Raw genomic sequence first — 18982 nt, 5'->3', positions numbered from 1 at the left:
ATAGATACAGCTACCTGCATCTTCGGCGAAGCAATTCTGCCGCCTGACTCTCTTCATAGGTCGGTGGTAAACCAAGACTCTCCGCATAAGAGGGCGGAGGGCCGGGATAAGGCGGCGGGTCATCCGTTGCTGACATATGCCTATACCGGTCATCTGCTGCATAGTTCTGGATACGCCCGGTTTCCAAATCCACCATAAACGAGTTTTCCACTTCTGTTAGATGCCTCTCCGTTAGAGATACTTCCCGTCTGCCCGGTGCTGTTCTGAATAGATCAAGGACTTCGCCTTCATGGGTATCGGTCACACCACAGGAAAAACGACCACGGTTCCTGTCCGTTAAACGTGAGCTTCGAGTATTGATACTGACTATCTGATCGAGATCGACGTCCCACAGGCGGGCAAATATCTCGCCTCCCTGTACCCTCATTATTTCATTGGTGTCGAGAAGTATGTCCTCACCTACAATCGCTACGCGAAAACCCGTACCCGATCCCGCTGAAATTATACGTAATGACGGGTTTGCCATAACTGCCGTAAGAAAAGCATCATCCGTCCCTAACAGTTGTGCCTGAACGATACTTTCAGCGGTCACGTCCACCTCAATATCGGTTCCCAGACTGACCAGATTACCGATGAACGCCTCCCCGACCAACGTCATCAAGTCGAGAATAGGTCCTTTACCCGATCGGTCAGACTGATTTGCCGGGTTATACTGACAATAACCATAACCATTAATGCCGCCGACTCCGAACGGACTTACCCTGTCCCAGGAAAAAAAGTGTTTGATGGTGGGACTATAAAAACGGTATCCATTACCAAGGGAATAATTTCTGGTAAAAGACAGCCGCCGTTGTCCTATATAACCTAATGACATCGAATCAATTAACATTGCCATAGAAAATCTCCTATAGAAACTTGACTGCTTCCAAGTAGGTAGGCAAATTTGAAACCGCCTCATAAGAAGGTGGGGGTATAACTCCCAAGAGTCGATGTTCAAAGTCGCTGATCAAATATGAGCGCGTTTTTCTGCTTAAAATTTTATTTTTATGCAAACGCGCACCTTTGGTTTTCACAATTCGAAAGGAATGAATATTGCCATTAAACATAAATTTCGGTTTAATACTGTAATCAGACAAAACAGCAGTACCCCCCATCTTATTGGCTTTTCGTCGTGCGTTGCGACTCGCCCCCCGGAATAGACCCCGTTCGGAATCCCACTCGCCAGAAATTCCCAAGGCAACATCCATATATTGCTTGATAAAGGATTTACCTTGATCCCGAAGCCAGACACTGGAAACATCATGAATTTCACCCGCCTGCGTTTCAATTCTGAATCCGTCTTTTATTGGTGTGATAATGTCGGGTAGACGACGTTCTATCATAACGGCAGTCTCTCCGGCCGCTATCGCTTCTACGCCAGATCCAATTTCTGCCGTCTCGGCGAAGACCGTGAACATCAGCAGATCAACGATCGGACCTTTCCCTGACTTATCTGACATATTTACTGGATTACCCTGGCAATAGGCATAACCCAATACACCCCCTATATCAAACGGACTCAGACTATCCCATGAATAAAAACGTCTGATTATTGGATTAAAACTGCGATAGCCATTACCTAATAAATAACCTTCGGCAAGCGATGATTTCCTCTGACCGATATAACCTAATGGAAGTTTATTCAAATTATTTCTCATGGATCAATTAACCTGCATTATGAAGATTTCATTTTTCTATTGTCTATTTTCGGCGTGTAATTAATCCTCTTTGCTATAACCGTAAGGGTCATAGATCCGGTAAGCAATCTCATCACCTTGGTTCATCTGTACAATAGATCCTTGTTGATCGCTGCCTAGCAGTTGTACAGACACATCATCAGATGATGTGTCCAACAATACTCGCGAGAGAGTTTCAAGATAAGTTGAAACCTGATCTCCTTTCATTTCATTCACCAATTGACCAAACTGGTAAAACATAAGGGTTGCGGCATCATCAATTGCCTTTTTTTCTGCCAGTAATATTCCATTAGCGTCATACCAATAGTTCCCCACTAATGTTTCCGTTGGTTCACTTATCGTTACCAATTGATTAAAACCGTTGTATGTCAGGGTATTCCCCTCTTCATCTTGTATTACATTACCGTTCAGGTCATAAACCAACGTTGTGTCCCAATCGATGATTTTATCATTAGTAATACTTTTCAGTTGTTCACGATCTTTATCCGAATAAGTATACGTGGCAGTATTGCGTATAGAACTCCCATCAACTGCAATCACATCTGAGATCACAGCGTTTATATTGCCGAGAAAGGTGAAGGTATAAGACTGTTGAGCAAGCCGATAATCATTGGGCGCATCGGGGAAGGCATCACCTTCACAACGGTAAGTGTCCATTTGATTCAACGGTGTATAGGTATAGGTTTCTGTACGTAATAACTGCTCATCCCGGTACCAGGTTCGGCTGGATATATTGTTATCAACTGTGTATGCCAAGACCTGTTGCTGAATACCCAGTGTTTGACCTGCTAAATTTTTTACCGTAAGTGTTCGGGTCTCTTCCCGTCCAAATTCATCAAAGGTCATCTCCGTTATCTGAGTATTACCATCAGGCGCCTGAGTCAGGCTTTTCACCAAACGACCGGCACCATCAAAGTAATAATTTGCCGACACCTGACTCTCCAGTAATTGATAACCCGTATTTTGTCCTAGATTGTTATAGTTCAACGAGTGCGTCTGTCCTTGTACATCGATATGGGTAGCCATCAACCCGCCCAGCGAATAGCAATAGCTGTCAGTTCGTGTTGCCGTCTCCCCTGAACTCAAGGTGTAATTGAGTGTTTGCTCTTTTACGTTTCCTGAAAGGAAATAGTCATAAGTCCATACGTTATGGTCACCAACGCTGGATATATCACTGCTTGCCCGCTTAACTGCGCCGTTAAAGAATCATATTCATAAGCCAGGGTTGGATCGGTGACCGCACTTGAAAGCACACCCGTAATGCCATAATTGAGTTCCGGCTGATAGGTGTAGAAAAAAACATTCCCGTTTGGGGCAGTCACTGTTTCAGGTTTTGGCGAGAAACTACCCACGGGATAATCGTAAGTGGAAATACGTTCCCCGATAAGGTTCTGCGTAATGCGATTCAATCCATCATACGTTCGGGTGCCAAACGTATAACGATCGGCATTATCATCCTGGCTCTCGGCCATGTTGATCCCGGTGATCAATGACTTGGTGGTATGAGGCGCATAATCAATCAGTAATACCGAGCCGTCAGGACGGGTGCTGGCAATGGGGCGATCAAAAAAGTCATATTCAGTTAGAGAAACATTTAGAAGTGCGTCCGTCTTTTTAACGCGGCGGCCTAAACCATCATAATCTGAGGATTGCGTTGCGTAGACAGTTCCATCCACGTGGAAACTGGTGGTACTTAACGTATTGCCGAAGACATCGTTTTGCGATATCTGCCACTGTTCTTGTTTCCCTGAAACGATAACGGCATGTTCCGTCGTTAATGTCAGGGGATTATTTGTGCTGATTTCCTGATGACCATCTGGATAGGTTATTGCGCTTTGATTTCCCCAATAGTCATAATCGTAAGTTGTTGTCGTTGCAATTGGCGTCCACCCAGCATAAAAATCGTAGCTGCTTTGTGATATACGCTGACCAAGGGCATTATATACCGTTTCACTGGTTCTATAATATTTCCCCGTATCACTACTGACGACGCCGTCAGAATCCTGTTGCTCCTGATATAAGGTATGTCGCTCTCCATCAGTATATGTGCGAGAGCCAACACCATTGGCATTAATCGTCGTCTTGCATGGGTAAGAATAATTTTCGGATAACGCATCGATATCGCCATTTTGATAGGTGAAAGATTGCCCTGCGGCGAATGCCGTTCCCTGACAGCTTATTTTGCTGCTAATACGTCCCAGACCATCGTAAGTAAAATCAGTGGTTATTGTGGGATCAACACCCTGTGTGTTTATTTCTGCAGTGGCATAAATGCGTCCCGTCAAATACGATCGATCCACTCTGCTGGTTTTATTGCTCGCATCATAACCCGTGGTTAACAGGGTGAGGCGTTTTTGCAAAGGAGCGCCATCTTTCGTCGGTAATAACTCATAGTTTAAGGTCAGCAATGTACTGTAGGGTTTGCTCTGATCATTTTCAGCATGATAAATTATCCGTTCGGCTGTCTGAATTTTCCCATGGGATAGCAGGTCAGCGGCAGAATTAATATAGGTGTAATTCTGAACGTGATGAACCAGACTCTCACCAGAAGAAAGCAACTCTTGCTCTGACTTCTGCGTTCTCAGAATAAAACTGCCCACTGTTTCTACCGTAGAATACAAAGGTAATGAATTATAGGTGTAGAATGTTTGACGAATAGGCGCTACTGGCAGCGTAGCATCGGCGACGGCAGCTGGAGTGACGGTTTTCACTTTGCGACGTGAAATGAATCCATTGATATCGGCAGGACATCCCGTCTCACCTTCAGCCGGATAATATTCGATTGACGTTAAAATACCTGATTTTTTGGTGATGCTCGTTGGATTGCCAAAATCATCCCACTGGGCCAGCGTGGTTTCTGATCGTGATTCTTCTCCATATAACCAGGTTTTAGTCACCCCGGTCTGAAGCTTATAGGTCGGTTTTTGTCCGCTAATGTCAGTATTATTGTCAACCGGATACGCATAGGTTTCAGTTAAAATATGCCCACTTTCACCGTAAGTGATTTTCTTTTCGACCAACGAATGGAATTTATTGTAGGTACACGTCGTGGTTTTGACATCCTGACTTAGACCACCAATATTCTCAGTAAAAGACGTGGTATAGGAGAACGGTTCTTTAACATGCAGCAGACTATCAATGGATTCCTCCGTCGTCACCACAGCAGGAAAACCAAGGTAATTGCTATCTCCCTGATTAAAGCCATAGGTCGCAACGTAGTTACTGTCTGGATTATTGGGATCGCCAACTTTTGTATAATATTCTATGGTTGCCTGATGATTTAACCCGCCAGGAATGGTCATTTCATTAGTATAATAGGCTGTCTCATGTACACCCTGATTATCATCTACCTGTGAAATTAATCGCTGATTATTAAAGTCAATGTATTGTAAGTCAGCTTCATAACCTTCAGGTCCATAAATTTTGGTCAGATTACCTTTTTCAATCATGAGCGTAAATGACAATGCTTCAACGGTATTTGGATATAACGTAATTTCCGGCATTGCGTTATTATAAATAACTTGCAGTAATTCAGTGCCAGTGTCATCAGTAATTGTGTTGAGACGGACCTCATCCCCCATCTGATAATTAAAATAGAGTGACCGGCCTGAAGCATCGACTATCTGACTCAGAAACGTATTTCCACTGCGATCGTTGTCCACAGTCAGGTAAACCTCCCGCGCACCCGATTTATGCAGCACGGTAAACGACAGTGAAGGCTCCAGGGAACAGGTGACAATCATATCTTTCAGCAGATACCCCTCCAATGCCAAGGTTCCGTCTTCCGGCTGCGTATAATATGAGGCACCGTTCAGTAACGCCAAATGCCCCTTCAGGCTGGGCCGTGCTTCAACATCACAAATATAGGCGGGTAAGGAAAGTCCCCATCCTGTACCAAATAAAGATGAACCCGATGATGAACTGGAGGCAAGGGGATTAAAGCCAAGTTTGAGAGAAAAATGCGGGCCATTATGATAATTACCTGAAATTTTACCTACCGAAATATTTTTTGAGAACAAACCCGTTCTATTATCTGGTTTGCCTGACAAATAACTATCTTCATTAAGTGCTGTAGAGTATTGCGCCATGAGAGATGCCTATTTAATTTTCTGGAAATGATTATTCTGACATACATTTTTCTTATTCACTGATGGCGATAAGATAAAATGATCGTTAGGAATAGCGCATTAAATAACATAATCTGGCACCATGTTATTCATATGCTATTACTGCCAAAGCAATATAAGCCATCGAATTATCATAAACTAATGCAAAATTTAATTATTCATCACGCAGGAATTGCACATTATAAATCAAGGCGAAAATCACTTTTCACCTTGAAAGCACACAGTATCTATAAAAATTTACTCTGTTCTATAATTTCAGCGTGAAAATTTGCGAATATCCATCTACTTGACGCATATAGGCAATATGCCGACCGTTTGGCGAAAAAACTACGGCATCACCGGAAGGCGGGATTTCCGTTCGTTGCGTCAATGGGGTCATTTTTCCACTTACGGCATCACATAGCATGATGCGATTATCACAAATCAGCGCCAGTTTTTTGCCATCAGGGTGCCAGCTAAAAGCCGATTGTACGCTCTGGTGACTTTTTGTGATTTGCTGTGGTTCCCCGCCTTGCGGTGAAATGGTCCAAAGCTGAACAATTCCCTCGTTGTCTTTCATCAAAAACGCGATAGCACTGCCATCAGGCGATGAACGCAACCAGTGACGGGGTTGTGAAACCAGTCCTGGATAACGGCGATCGCCAGTGAACGTTAATCGCCGCTGTTCTACGCCCAACGGCGGGGAAGGTAGCCTCGATTCGCTGCCTGCCAACGGATAATTTCCCGCCCGGTCATAATCGCGATCGTTTTCCGGCAAATCAACGATGAAAACCTCTGCCACTTTTTCACCAGAAACCGACACCGTGTCACCAATGAAAGCCAGCGCCCAGCGTTGATGACGGCCATCCGATCGCTGATAGCCTCGCAAACCAACCCAAGACTCTTCATATGCACGACTGATCTGGTTACTTCCCGGTTGCGGTTGCAACGTCGTTACCGTGACCAACACACAGAAATGACTACCATCATATTCACGAGGATGCTTCTTTCCCGACGTCACACTGCGAAGGGGAATAGCAACCCCTACATTACGTTGGTCCCGTGCCGGATCCAGCACATGCATCACATGGTCATTGTAGGTAAAACTCAAACGGCTGCCGTCAGGGCTAAACATATGGACATGCGTACCGCCACGCAATGCACCTGCGGTATACGGCGGTGAGATATCCATCGCATCCAGCGTAATCGCCAGTTCCCGGTCGGGTTCGCTGACAATCACCCCGCGCCGATGGTGAAAATCATAATGCCACTCACTGTCAGGGTTTTCCGGGCCATGGATAAAAACGTAGCGCGCAGGCTCATCCGGGCTAACCGTTACCACCCCCACATGCGCGCCCTGTTGGGCACAGTAGATCACCTCAGTTTCAGCACTATCGATATTCACCCGCTCAATGGTCAGGCCGGTAAAAGAACTTCCCTGTGGCCGAACATCATAGACCAGCCACTGACTGTCCGGTGTCCAGACATTACTGTTGGTGAGTTGATGTCCACGCGCATCAAACGTAAGCTGTTTTTCCCTGACCGCCATAGTCATTCCTCTCTGCCTGGAAATGCCCTGAGCAATAAAGAAAACTTATAGAACAAATTTCTCGATAGCGTAAGCAACACCGTCTTCCATATTTGATTTGGTGACAAATTGGCTCACCGCTTTCACACTCTCTATCGCATTCCCCATTGCTACGCCTACACCGGCATATTCCAGCATGGCTATATCGTTCTCCTGATCGCCGAGCGTCATGATATTTTCACGGGGAATATTTAACCGTTCAGCCAACGCCTTGACGCCTTCACCTTTGTTTACGCGCTTATCCAGAATTTCGAGATAATACTCAGCGCTTTTCAAAATCGTATAGCGTTGCTTGATCTCTTCTGGTATCTGTTTTATCGCCTTATCCAGCAACGCCGGGGTGTCGATCATCATTACCTTTGGAAAACTCAGCGTAGGATCCATCTCCTCAACAGCCCTATATTTCAATGGGATACCGGTCATACTCGACTCATGCACCGTATACTCACTGATATCTTTATTCGCGGTATAAAGCGTGTTGTAATCCAATGCGTGGAAGTGAACGCCTAGCGTGCGGGACAGTTTTTCAAAATAGAGATAGTCTTCAAAGGATAAGGTCACTTCTGCCACGCATTCACCACTCGCGGCCTGTTGCACCAATGCACCATTATTGGTGATGCAATATTCCCCTTCCTGTAGCAGATCCAACTCCATCAGGTAGCGCTTTACACCGATGTAAGGACGACCAGTCGCGAGTACGATGTGTACGCCTTTGGACCTGGCTGCATGAATTACCTCTTTCACTGCCGGGGTGATCTCATGTTGCGGATTAAGCAACGTGCCGTCCATGTCGATCGCAATCAGTTCAATAGCCATAACATCCTCGTGTCTGATGATTTTCCCCATGCTAACGCGATTCAGCCCATAATTATAGCGAACGTAAAAGGACGTACAAAAACGAGACGTACTTTCATTGGATAAAAAAAATCCGGATGGATTAACCGACCCGGATTTTTCTTCAGCACAGTAACCGATTAGATATCGATATTTGCCGCTTTTAAGGCGTTCTCTTCGATAAATGCGCGACGTGGTTCAACCGCATCGCCCATCAGCGTGGTGAATAACTGGTCAGCCGCAATGGCATCCTTAACGGTCACACGCAACATGCGGCGACTTTGCGGATCCATGGTGGTTTCCCAGAGCTGATCCGGGTTCATTTCACCCAGACCTTTATAACGCTGAATCGACAGGCCGCGACGAGACTCTTTGACCAGCCATTCCAGTGCCTGCTCGAAACTGGTTATTGGCTGACGACGCTCACCACGTTCAATGAAGGCATCTTCTTCGATCAGACCGCGTAATTTCTCACCCAGCGAGCAAAGTTTACGGTATTCGCCACCGTGGACAAACTCAAAGTCCAGATCGTAATCGGTATCGACACCGTGGGTACGGATACGCAATATCGGTTCATACATCTGGCGTTCACGGTTTTCACGAACCACCGCGCTGTAGCTGCTGCCGTGCTGCTCTTTTTCATTCAGCGTAGCTACCAACTGCTCCATCCATGCCTGTACCTTGCTCTTATCAATCAAATCTTCTTCAACCAGAGTCGGCTGATAGATCAGATTATTCAGCAAGGCACGAGGGAAACGGCGCTCCATACGGGTGATCATTTTCTGTACGGCATAATGCTCAGCAACCAGTTTTTCCAGCGCTTCACCCGCCAGGGCTGGCGCGTGGGCATTGGTGTGCAGCGATGCGCCGTCCATTGCGATGGAAATCTGGTACTGATCCATCGCTTCGTCGTCTTTAATATACTGTTCTTGCTTGCCTTTCTTCACTTTATACAGCGGAGGCTGTGCAATGAAGACATGACCACGCTCAACGATCTCTGGCATCTGACGGTAGAAGAAAGTCAGCAGCAGAGTACGGATGTGCGAACCATCGACGTCGGCATCGGTCATGATAATGATGCTGTGATAACGCAATTTATCCGGGTTGTATTCGTCGCGGCCAATACCGCAACCCAACGCGGTAATCAGCGTGGCAACTTCCTGCGAGGAGAGCATTTTGTCAAAACGGGCTTTCTCAACGTTGAGGATTTTACCTTTCAACGGCAGAATTGCCTGGTTTTTACGGTTACGACCCTGCTTGGCGGAGCCGCCTGCCGAGTCCCCTTCCACCAGATACAATTCAGAGTGGGCCGGATCGCGTTCCTGACAGTCCGCCAGTTTACCTGGCAGGCCAGCCAGATCGAGTGCGCCTTTACGACGGGTCATCTCACGGGCTTTACGGGCGGCTTCACGGGCGCGGGCAGCGTCAATGATTTTACCCACCACGATTTTCGCATCACCCGGGTGTTCCATCAGATAATCGACCAGTTTCTCGTTCATCAGCGACTCAACGGCGGTCTTCACTTCGGAAGAAACCAGTTTGTCTTTGGTCTGGGAAGAGAATTTAGGATCGGGAACTTTCACCGAAACCACGGCAATCAGCCCCTCACGCGCATCGTCGCCGGTTGCGCTGATTTTGGACTTCTTGCTATAGCCTTCTTTATCCATATACGCGTTGAGCGTACGGGTCATCGCAGAACGGAAACCGACCAGATGGGTACCGCCGTCGCGCTGTGGAATGTTGTTGGTAAAGCAGTAGATGTTTTCCTGGAAGCCGTCGTTCCACTGTAGTGCCACTTCCACACCGATGTCATCTTTGACGGTGGAGAAATAGAACACGTTCGGGTGGATTGGCGTCTTGTTTTTGCTCAGGTATTCGACAAACGCTTTAATCCCACCTTCGTAGTGGAAGTGATCCTGTTTGTCATCACGCTTGTCAAACAGGCGGATAGAAACACCTGAGTTCAGGAATGACAATTCACGCAAACGCTTCGCCAGAATTTCGTATTGGAATTCGGTGTTGTTGGTAAAGGTGTTGAAGCTTGGCCAGAAACGCACGGTGGTGCCGGTCAGTTCTGTTTCGCCGACCACTTTCAACGGCGCCTGAGGTTCACCATGCTTATAAGTCTGCTCGTGGACCCGGCCTTCACGGCGGATCACCAACTCCAATTTTTCAGATAACGCATTCACGACCGACACGCCAACGCCGTGCAGACCGCCGGATACTTTATAAGAGTTATCGTCGAACTTACCGCCGGCATGCAGAACGGTCATGATGACCTGCGCTGCTGATACTCCTTCCTCTTCGTGGATACCGGTAGGAATACCACGACCATCATCCTGAACCGACACAGAGTTGTCAGCATGGATGGTGACCTGAATATCTTTACAATGGCCAGCGAGTGCTTCGTCGATAGCGTTGTCCACAACCTCGAATACCATGTGGTGCAGACCGGTGCCGTCATCAGTATCACCGATATACATGCCTGGGCGCTTACGAACCGCATCCAGCCCTTTTAATACCTTGATACTTGAGGAGTCATAAGAATTCGACATCAACGTTTCTCGCTCATTTTTAGTCCTGTGGTTGAACGGCTATTTTACCCTGTTCCACGCGGAACATCTTGCCCTTTTCACCCGCCATATCCGGAACTTGTTCAGCGCTGACTGCACTGACAAATACCTGTGCGTGGGTGGCTTTCAGGCGTTCGGCCAGCAACCGGCGTTTAACGGTGTCCAGCTCAGAGGCAAAATCGTCAATCAGATAAAGGCAACGCCGCCCGTTCTGTCGGGTTAGAAATTCACCCTGCGCTAAACGCAATGCGCACATCAGTAGTTTTAACTGGCCACGTGATAACAAATCTTCAACCGGCGTCCCTTCGGCGCGGATGCGAAAATCGGCTTTATGCGGCCCTACTGCGGTATACGTTAACGCCCTGTCTCGCTCAAACTGCCGCTCGAGCAGTTCGCCATAGTCGCTCTCTTTGTCCCAGCCACGCTGGAATGAAAAGCTCAAGGCAAACTCCGGCAGGAACTGCGCGCACGTTGCAGCGATATCTTCTGCAATCGCTTCACTGTAGGCAGCCCGCCACTCGCTGATACGCTCTGCCAAAGGAACCAGTTCCTGATCCCAGGCTCGAAGTTGCGCATAGCGACTTACCTGGCGCAGCGCTGCGTTGCGCTGCTTGAGTAACCGCTTCAGGTTGCTCCAGGCAATGAAAAAACCGGGGTCGTTATGAAAACAGCCCCAGTCAAGGAAGGCGCGCCGATATTTTGGCCCACCATTAAGTAGGGTAAAACCTTCTGGGGTGATCAGTTGCATCGGGAGCATCTGGGCCAGTTCAGCCACTTTGTGACCATCTGAACCATCAATGCGCACCTTGCTGTCACCCTGGCGACTTTTGCTGAGGCCAACGGACAATTCACGTTCGCCCCCACTATTAATTCGCCCATGCAACACAAATTCAGGCCGATCGTGACGGATGACCCGCCCAGCCTGCAAACTGCGGAAGGCACGGCCATGCCCAAGCGTATAGATTGCTTCCAGTACGCTGGTTTTGCCGCTGCCGTTGGGTCCAACCAAAAAGTTGAACCCCTCAGACAGTGCCAAATCAGCCGATTCAATATTACGGAAATCGCGAATGAGTAAGCGCGTCAGGGCCATTACGTCAGTTTACCGTCAATTACAGGCGCATCGGCATGACAACATAGGCCGCGGCCTGGCTGGCCCCATCTTCGATTTGCACACTGGAAACAGAATCCGTCAGCAGCAGGCGCACTTCTTCGCATTTCAAGGCGTTAAGCACGTCCAGTACATAGCTGACGTTGAAACCGATCTCCATTTCCGTACCGTCGTAGGTGACGTCCAGAATCTCTTCAGCTTCTTCCTGCTCCGGGTTATTCGCGGTGATCTTCAACTGGTTATGGCTGACATATAAACGTACGCCGCGGAACTTCTCATTGGAGAGAATGGCCGCGCGGGCAAACGCCTGCTTCAGCAAATCACAGCCAGCTTGCAGCGTTTTATCAGGGTTCTTCGGCAAAACGCGGCGATAATCAGGGAAACGACCATCCACCAGCTTCGATGTGAAGATAAAATCCCCCACATGCGCGCGAATGTTATTGGAACCAATCTGCACGCGCAGTGGTGTTTCGCCGCCGTCGAGCAAGCGCACCAGTTCCATGACGCCTTTACGCGGCACGATCACCGAATGTGACGGCAATTCCTGTCCGATTGGCATAGAACAAACCGCCAAACGGTGTCCGTCGGTCGCAACGGTACGCAACTCCTCACCTTCGGTCTCAAACAGCATACCGTTGAGGTAGTAACGAACGTCCTGATGAGCCATGGAAAACTGTGTCGCTTCAATCAAACGCTTCAGCGTGGCTTGCGGCAGGGTAAACTCAACATCACTCTGCCAGTCATCCAGGTTGGGGAAATCTGCCGCAGGCAGCGTCGAAAGCGAGAAGCGGCTGCGGCCAGAGCGCACCAACATCCGTTCGCCCTCAAGCACGACCGTAATTTCCGCCCCTTCAGGCAGTCCGCGGCAGATATCAAAAAATTTACGGGCCGGAACGGTGGTGGCTCCAACCCCATGAGGTTGGCTCAGCGCAACGCGCGCGACCATTTCCATTTCCAGATCGGTACCGGTCAGCAGCAGGGAGCCTTCGGTAACCTGCAAAAGCAGGTTGCCCAGAATTGGCAAAGTGGGTCGTCCACCCAGCGGGCTACTGACCTGTTGCAGTGGTTTTAGCAGATGCTCACGTTCAACGATAAATTTCATAGCGCTAGGAGGATAATGTTCTGATTAAATTGGAGAAATCTTCTTTGATGTCGTGACTTTCCTCACGCAACTGCTCAATCTTGCGGCAGGCGTGCAACACCGTTGTATGGTCGCGACCACCAAACGCATCGCCGATTTCTGGCAGGCTGTGGTTGGTTAGCTCTTTCGCCAGCGCCATCGCCATTTGGCGAGGGCGGGCAACTGAACGGGAACGCCGTTTCGAGAGCAGGTCAGCGACTTTGATTTTATAATACTCGGCCACCGTTTTCTGAATATTATCGATAGTGACCAACTTCTCTTGCAAGGCCAGCAAATCGCGCAGCGCTTCCCGGACGAAATCGATCGTAATCGCCCGCCCCGTAAAGTTCGCATTGGCAATAACACGATTCAATGCGCCTTCCAGCTCACGTACGTTGGAACGCAAGCGTTTAGCAATAAAAAACGCCACTTCACCCGGCAGGCGAATGTCGTTTTCATCGGCTTTCTTCATCAGAATTGCGACGCGCGTTTCCAGTTCCGGCGGTTCAATCGCCACCGTCAAACCCCAGCCAAAGCGTGATTTCAAGCGATCTTCAACGCCGTTAATCTCTTTTGGATAGCGATCCGACGTCAGGATAATTTGCTGGTTGCCTTCAAGTAACGCATTGAAGGTATGGAAAAATTCTTCCTGCGAGCGCTCTTTGTTCGCAAAAAACTGGATGTCATCGATGAGCAACGCATCCACAGAACGGTAATAGCGTTTGAACTCTTCAATCGCATTGTTCTGGAGCGCTTTCACCATGTCCTGCACAAACCGCTCAGAGTGCATGTAAACCACTTTGGCGTTGGCTTTGCGGGCGATGATGCCATTTCCCACGGCGTGCAGCAGGTGGGTTTTACCCAACCCCGTTCCGCCATAGAGAAATAATGGGTTGTAAGCTCCGCCAGGGTTATCCGCCACCTGCCGCGCCGCTGCACGCGCCAACTGGTTGGATTTACCTTCAACGAAGTTATCGAAATTATGTTTGGGGTTCACATTGGAACGGTACGACAATTCAGGCTGCGCGGCAGAGCTGTCCCAGCTTGGGCGCGACGGCGCGGCACGAATGACTGGCGCAGTGCGGGTACTGACATTGTTGGCAACGACGGTTTCTGTCACGGCATGGGTCATGGGTTTGCTGCCCACTTCAAAACGCAGCAAAGGGACGTCCGAACCACAAAAGTCGTTCAGCAGCCCATTGATGTTGTTTAAGTACTTATCGCGTACCCAATCCAGCACGAAACGGTTTGGGGCATAGAGCGCCAGGGTATTGTCACTCAGTTCCGCCTGTAGGGGGCGTATCCACATACTAAATTCTGTGGCAGGTAACTCATCCTGCAATCGGGCAAGACACTGCTGCCAAAGCGAAAGTGACACGGCGGACTCCACTCGAACAAGATCAACAAAAGAAAAGGATCAGAATACGTTTTACATTCATGATTTTTGACACACGCCTTGCTTCAATGAGCCAGAGGGTGGCGTGCGAACCGATTTTGGCGGTTTATATCCTTCACGATCCCACCTTGGGGATCATGATCGGAATGGCGGATCATAACCCAATCCGCGCCAGAGATCCTCCCCTTCCTCACAGATTAGATCCTTTTTATCCACAGGCTAAAACCGGCGAGAGAGTAAGTTTACGCTATCGTGGCCGAATTGCTGTAAAATCGTACACCGCAGTGGAAAATCGGATTCTGCTGAAGCGATATGCCCGGTAACACTCTGCGATCTCATGGCGGGATCGCAGGATCTTCCCGCGATCCTTGCGATTTAAGTGAGAGTCCGTATAATCCTCAGCCCTACGTGTGATGCCTGTGTTCCAGATGGTCTGACCTGACGGGATTATTCGGTAACCACGGGCCATCTTGGTAAACAATCTGGCAGGCTTTGGTAATGTGAATTGACTCAGGACTGTACAATTATTACAATCCCGCTTCTTTATATGTTGCGATTGAGGCGTCGGTCGTTTTCACGCCGGATAGCCAAACGCGTTTACTGATCAGTAATAATTTAAGTTTAGGTAGAAATCGCTATGAAACGCACTTTCCAACCGTCCGTATTGAAGCGCAACCGTAGCCACGGTTTCCGTGCTCGTATGGCCACCAAAAATGGTCGTCAAGTTCTGGCCCGCCGTCGTGCGAAAGGCCGTACTCGTCTGACTGTTTCCAAGTAATAAAAGCTAACCCTGTTAGTGGTTAAGCTAGCTTTTCCCAGGGAGTTACGTTTGTTAACTCCCCGTCATTTCACTTTCGTCTTCCAGCAGCCACAACGGGCTGGCACGCCGCAAATCACCATCCTCGGCCGCCTGAACACGCTGGGGCATCCCCGCATCGGTCTAACCGTCGCTAAAAAACATGTCAAACGCGCCCATGAACGTAATCGGATCAAACGCCTAACCCGCGAAAGCTTCCGGCTACATCAGCACACGCTGCCGTCTATGGATTTTGTGGTAGTTGCCAAGAAAGGGATTGCCGAGCTCGATAATCGGGCTCTGAATGAAGCTTTGGAAAAACTATGGCGCCGCCACTGTCGCCAGGCTCCCGCGTCCTGATTGCGCTGATACGCGGTTATCAGCTTGTTATCAGTCCGTTACTAGGGCCGCATTGTCGCTTCCGGCCCACCTGCTCTCATTACGGAATTGAGGCATTGGGCCGGTTTGGCATGATAAAAGGCAGTTGGTTGACATTGAAACGCGTATTAAAATGCCACCCTTTGAACCCAGGTGGCGATGACCCCGTGCCGCCGAAAACCGACGATAACAGAGAACACTAACGATGGATTCGCAACGCAATCTTCTTCTCATCGCTCTGCTGTTTGTGTCTTTCATGATCTGGCAGGCCTGGCAAACGGACCACGCTCCGCTTCCGGCCAATCAGACCACGCAACAGACTGCGAACACAGCTCCCGGTGATGCTTCCAGCCAGGCGGTGCCAGCCAGTGGCCAGGGTAAACTGATTACAGTAAAAACTGACGTGCTGTCGCTGACCATCAACACCCGTGGTGGTGATATTGAGCAGGCTCTGCTTTTGAACCACCCTGATTCATTGGGTTCAGATACGCCGTTCCAATTACTTGAAACGACCCCTGAATTTATCTATCAGGCGCAAAGTGGTCTGACAGGTAAAAACGGTCCAGACAATCCAAACAACGGAACCCGCCCGCTGTTCCAGACTTCCCAGGACAGCTTTGTGCTGGCTGAGGGTCAGGACGAATTGCGTATTCCTTTGACTTATACCGCAGAAAACGGCGCTGTCTTTACCAAGACTTTCGTGCTGAAACGTGGTGGTTACGCTGTGGGTGTGGATTACAACATCAACAACACCACCGCTGCCCCGCTGGAATTGACCCTGTTCGGTCAGTTGAAGCAAAGCATCGATTTGCCTAAGCACCGTGATACCGGCAGCAATAACTTTGCCCTGCACACTTATCGTGGTGCGGCATTCTCTTCTGATGAAACGAAGTACAAAAAATATAGCTTCAGTGACATCAAAGATGGCGACCTGACTATCACCACACGTGGTGGCTGGGTAGCGATGTTGCAACAATATTTTGCTACTGCCTGGATCCCGTCGGCCAAAGATACCAATACCTTCTTCTCCAGCAATCTGGGAAATGGTCTGGCCGCGATTGGTTTTAAAGGTGCACCGTTTATCGTTGAGCCAGGCACACAACAGCAGGTTGCTGCAACGTTGTGGGTGGGTCCTGAAATTCAGGACAAGATGGCCACCATTGCACCGCATCTTGATCTGACCGTAGATTACGGCTGGTTATGGTTCATCTCCCAACCACTGTTCAAACTGTTGAAATTCATCCACAGCTTTGTCGGTAACTGGGGCTTCTCCATCATCGTAATTACCTTCATCGTGCGCGGCATCATGTACCCGCTGACTAAAGCGCAGTACACCTCGATGGCGAAGATGCGTATGTTGCAGCCGAAACTGGCGGCCATGCGTGAGCGTATTGGCGATGACAAACAGCGCATGAGTCAGGAAATGATGGCGCTGTACAAGGCAGAGAAGGTCAACCCGCTGGGAGGCTGTCTGCCACTGGTTATCCAGATGCCTATCTTCCTGGCGCTGTATTACATGTTGATGGGCTCGGTTGAATTGCGTCATGCGCCATTTATTTGGTGGATTCATGACCTGTCAGCGCAAGACCCGTTCTACATTCTGCCGGTTCTGATGGGTATCACGATGTTCTTCATCCAGAAGATGTCGCCGACCACTGTCACCGACCCAATGCAGCAGAAGATCATGACCTTTATGCCAGTGATCTTCACCGTGTTCTTCCTGTGGTTCCCGTCCGGTCTCGTGCTGTACTATATCGTCAGTAACCTGGTGACCATTATCCAGCAGCAGTTGATTTACCGCGGCCTGGAAAAACGTGGCCTGCACAGTCGTGATAAAAAGAAATAATTCGCGACGGTAGACGCTGTGATGCAAATTAAATAAGGCGGTCATATGACCGCCTTATTTTTTAGCGTTTTAACGAACAAAAGAGTTCCCACAGATAAGAGAGTTTTATGAACACTTCCGATACCATCGTTGCCCAAGCCACGCCCCCGGGACGCGGCGGAGTCGGCATTTTACGCATCTCCGGCCAGGCTGCCCGTGAAGTGGCCCAGCACGTACTCGGTAAGCTTCCCAAGGCGCGCTATGCCGACTATCTGCCGTTTCGCGATGCGGATGGCAGTACGCTTGATCAAGGGATTGCGCTGTGGTTCCCTGGCCCTAATTCCTTCACCGGCGAAGATGTGCTGGAACTGCAAGGGCACGGTGGCCCGGTTATTCTCGATTTGCTGTTAAAACGGATTCTGGCGCTTTCAACTGTCCGTATTGCCCGTCCGGGTGAATTCTCTGAGCGTGCTTTTCTCAACGACAAACTGGATTTGGCTCAGGCGGAAGCGATTGCCGATCTGATCGATGCCAGTTCAGAGCAGGCTGCCCGTTCTGCGGTTAACTCACTACAAGGCGTGTTTTCCGCCCGTATCCACCATTTGGTGGAAGCACTCACTCACTTGCGAATCTACGTTGAGGCTGCAATCGACTTCCCTGAGGAAGAAATTGATTTTCTTTCAGATGGCAAAATCGAAGGGCAACTGAATCAAGTGATGGCCGATCTGGATGCAGTCAAGGCAGAAGCGCGACAAGGCAGCCTGCTGCGTGAAGGCATGAAAGTCGTTATCGCCGGGCGGCCAAATGCCGGTAAATCGAGCCTGCTTAACGCGCTGGCGGGTCGGGACGCGGCGATAGTGACGGACATCGCAGGTACCACTCGTGACGTATTGCGCGAGCATATCCATATTGATGGCATGCCACTGCATATCATTGATACCGCGGGATTGCGTGAAGCCAGTGACGAAGTTGAGCGTATCGGTATCGAACGTGCATGGAATGAGATCGAACAGGCAGATACCGTTCTGTTTATGGTTGATGGCACCACAACAAATGCCACCGGGCCAGAAGATATCTGGCCGGAGTTTATGGCGCGCCTGCCGCAGAGCCTGCCTATCACCGTTGTGCGTAATAAAGCCGACATCACGGGCGAGGAGCTGGGTTTCGAGAAAGTGAATGGTCACTCACTTATCCGACTGTCAGCCCGCACAGGTGAAGGTGTAGATCTGCTGCGAGAGCATTTGAAAGAGAGCATGGGCTTCAATAACAATATGGAGGGGGGTTTTCTGGCCCGCCGTCGCCATTTGCAAGCTCTTGAATTGGCAGCACAACATCTTGAGCAGGGTAAAGATCAACTTCTTGGTGCCTGGGCTGGCGAGTTACTGGCGGAAGAATTGCGTCTCGCACAGTTGGCCCTGAGCGAAATTACCGGTGAATTCACTTCGGATGACTTATTGGGACGGATTTTTTCCAGCTTCTGTATAGGGAAGTAAAGTTTACTGGTAAGCACTCACTTTCATTA

The 18982-nt window shown here is 49.1% G+C and carries 15 protein-coding genes; 5 read left to right on the top strand and 10 right to left on the bottom strand.

Annotated features, from left to right (window positions below):
- Positions 1–10: 10 nt before the first annotated feature.
- The 10 genes from DRI82_RS07305 to dnaA all read right to left on the bottom strand — a co-directional run bounded on the left by DRI82_RS07305 (position 11) and on the right by dnaA (position 14443).
- The gene (locus tag DRI82_RS07305) at positions 11–895 is read right to left on the bottom strand and encodes an RHS repeat-associated core domain-containing protein (RefSeq protein WP_170138685.1); all 885 of its coding nucleotides are present in this window, start codon (positions 893–895) and stop codon (positions 11–13) included.
- 10 nt (positions 896–905) lie between these two features.
- Positions 906–1697, bottom strand: coding sequence for an RHS repeat-associated core domain-containing protein (locus DRI82_RS07300; protein ID WP_114192850.1), 792 nt, complete (start codon positions 1695–1697; stop codon positions 906–908).
- Between the two features lie 60 nt (positions 1698–1757).
- Positions 1758–2762 carry a hypothetical protein gene (locus tag DRI82_RS07295; protein ID WP_114192849.1) on the bottom strand — a complete coding sequence of 335 codons (1005 nt, stop codon included), beginning with the start codon at positions 2760–2762 and terminating at the stop codon, positions 1758–1760.
- An 83-nt stretch (positions 2763–2845) separates the two neighbouring features.
- On the bottom strand, positions 2846–5824 hold the full coding sequence (locus DRI82_RS07290; protein ID WP_114192848.1) for an RHS repeat domain-containing protein: 2979 nt from the start codon (positions 5822–5824) through the stop codon (positions 2846–2848).
- Positions 5825–6110: 286 nt separating this feature from the next.
- On the bottom strand, positions 6111–7391 hold the full coding sequence (locus DRI82_RS07285) for a YidR family protein (RefSeq protein WP_114192847.1): 1281 nt from the start codon (positions 7389–7391) through the stop codon (positions 6111–6113).
- 45 nt (positions 7392–7436) lie between these two features.
- On the bottom strand, positions 7437–8246 hold the full coding sequence (gene yidA / locus DRI82_RS07280; RefSeq protein WP_114192846.1) for a sugar-phosphatase: 810 nt from the start codon (positions 8244–8246) through the stop codon (positions 7437–7439).
- A 158-nt stretch (positions 8247–8404) separates the two neighbouring features.
- Positions 8405–10819 (bottom strand): DNA topoisomerase (ATP-hydrolyzing) subunit B, encoded by a 2415-nt coding sequence (gyrB, locus tag DRI82_RS07275; RefSeq protein ID WP_114192845.1) that lies wholly within the window; start codon positions 10817–10819, stop codon positions 8405–8407.
- Between the two features lie 19 nt (positions 10820–10838).
- Positions 10839–11927: a DNA replication/repair protein RecF gene (recF, locus tag DRI82_RS07270; RefSeq protein WP_114192844.1), complete on the bottom strand. Its 1089-nt coding sequence runs from the start codon at positions 11925–11927 to the stop codon at positions 10839–10841.
- 19 nt (positions 11928–11946) lie between these two features.
- Entirely contained in the window at positions 11947–13047 is a 1101-nt protein-coding gene (gene dnaN, locus DRI82_RS07265; RefSeq protein ID WP_114192843.1) for a DNA polymerase III subunit beta, read from the bottom strand.
- Positions 13048–13051: 4 nt separating this feature from the next.
- Positions 13052–14443, bottom strand: a complete 1392-nt coding sequence (gene dnaA, locus DRI82_RS07260; protein WP_114192842.1) for a chromosomal replication initiator protein DnaA — start codon at positions 14441–14443, stop codon at positions 13052–13054.
- Between the two features lie 655 nt (positions 14444–15098).
- Here dnaA and rpmH point away from each other — a divergent pair.
- The 5 genes from rpmH to mnmE all read left to right on the top strand — a co-directional run bounded on the left by rpmH (position 15099) and on the right by mnmE (position 18953).
- Positions 15099–15239 carry a 50S ribosomal protein L34 gene (gene rpmH / locus DRI82_RS07245; protein WP_004093983.1) on the top strand — a complete coding sequence of 47 codons (141 nt, stop codon included), beginning with the start codon at positions 15099–15101 and terminating at the stop codon, positions 15237–15239.
- An 18-nt stretch (positions 15240–15257) separates the two neighbouring features.
- Entirely contained in the window at positions 15258–15617 is a 360-nt protein-coding gene (gene rnpA / locus DRI82_RS07240; RefSeq protein ID WP_114192840.1) for a ribonuclease P protein component, read from the top strand.
- Complete coding sequence (yidD, locus tag DRI82_RS07235) at positions 15581–15838, top strand: membrane protein insertion efficiency factor YidD (protein WP_114192839.1); 258 nt, start codon at positions 15581–15583, stop codon at positions 15836–15838. The genes rnpA and yidD overlap by 37 nt, the downstream gene beginning before the upstream one ends.
- 2 nt (positions 15839–15840) lie before the next feature.
- Entirely contained in the window at positions 15841–17481 is a 1641-nt protein-coding gene (gene yidC, locus DRI82_RS07230) for a membrane protein insertase YidC (RefSeq protein ID WP_114192838.1), read from the top strand.
- 107 nt (positions 17482–17588) lie between these two features.
- Complete coding sequence (mnmE, locus tag DRI82_RS07225; protein WP_114192837.1) at positions 17589–18953, top strand: tRNA uridine-5-carboxymethylaminomethyl(34) synthesis GTPase MnmE; 1365 nt, start codon at positions 17589–17591, stop codon at positions 18951–18953.
- Positions 18954–18982: the final 29 nt, after the last annotated feature.

It is taken from the genome of Edaphovirga cremea, assembly GCF_003332275.1.
GTDB classification, from domain to species: domain Bacteria; phylum Pseudomonadota; class Gammaproteobacteria; order Enterobacterales; family Enterobacteriaceae; genus Edaphovirga; species Edaphovirga cremea.
This window is presented reverse-complemented; position numbering and strand designations above follow the sequence as displayed.

Coding starts and splice junctions, on each gene's coding strand:
- mnmE (WP_114192837.1), top strand. CDS start 17,589: ATGAACACTTCCGATACCATCGTTGCCCAAGCCACGCCCCCGGGACGC.
- yidD (WP_114192839.1), top strand. CDS start 15,581: ATGGCGCCGCCACTGTCGCCAGGCTCCCGCGTCCTGATTGCGCTGATA.
- DRI82_RS07290 (WP_114192848.1), bottom strand. CDS start 5,824: ATGGCGCAATACTCTACAGCACTTAATGAAGATAGTTATTTGTCAGGC.
- DRI82_RS07300 (WP_114192850.1), bottom strand. CDS start 1,697: ATGAGAAATAATTTGAATAAACTTCCATTAGGTTATATCGGTCAGAGG.
- DRI82_RS07295 (WP_114192849.1), bottom strand. CDS start 2,762: ATGGCTACCCATATCGATGTACAAGGACAGACGCACTCGTTGAACTAT.
- rpmH (WP_004093983.1), top strand. CDS start 15,099: ATGAAACGCACTTTCCAACCGTCCGTATTGAAGCGCAACCGTAGCCAC.
- yidA (WP_114192846.1), bottom strand. CDS start 8,246: ATGGCTATTGAACTGATTGCGATCGACATGGACGGCACGTTGCTTAAT.
- DRI82_RS07285 (WP_114192847.1), bottom strand. CDS start 7,391: ATGGCGGTCAGGGAAAAACAGCTTACGTTTGATGCGCGTGGACATCAA.
- recF (WP_114192844.1), bottom strand. CDS start 11,927: ATGGCCCTGACGCGCTTACTCATTCGCGATTTCCGTAATATTGAATCG.
- gyrB (WP_114192845.1), bottom strand. CDS start 10,819: ATGTCGAATTCTTATGACTCCTCAAGTATCAAGGTATTAAAAGGGCTG.
- yidC (WP_114192838.1), top strand. CDS start 15,841: ATGGATTCGCAACGCAATCTTCTTCTCATCGCTCTGCTGTTTGTGTCT.
- dnaN (WP_114192843.1), bottom strand. CDS start 13,047: ATGAAATTTATCGTTGAACGTGAGCATCTGCTAAAACCACTGCAACAG.
- DRI82_RS07305 (WP_170138685.1), bottom strand. CDS start 895: ATGGCAATGTTAATTGATTCGATGTCATTAGGTTATATAGGACAACGG.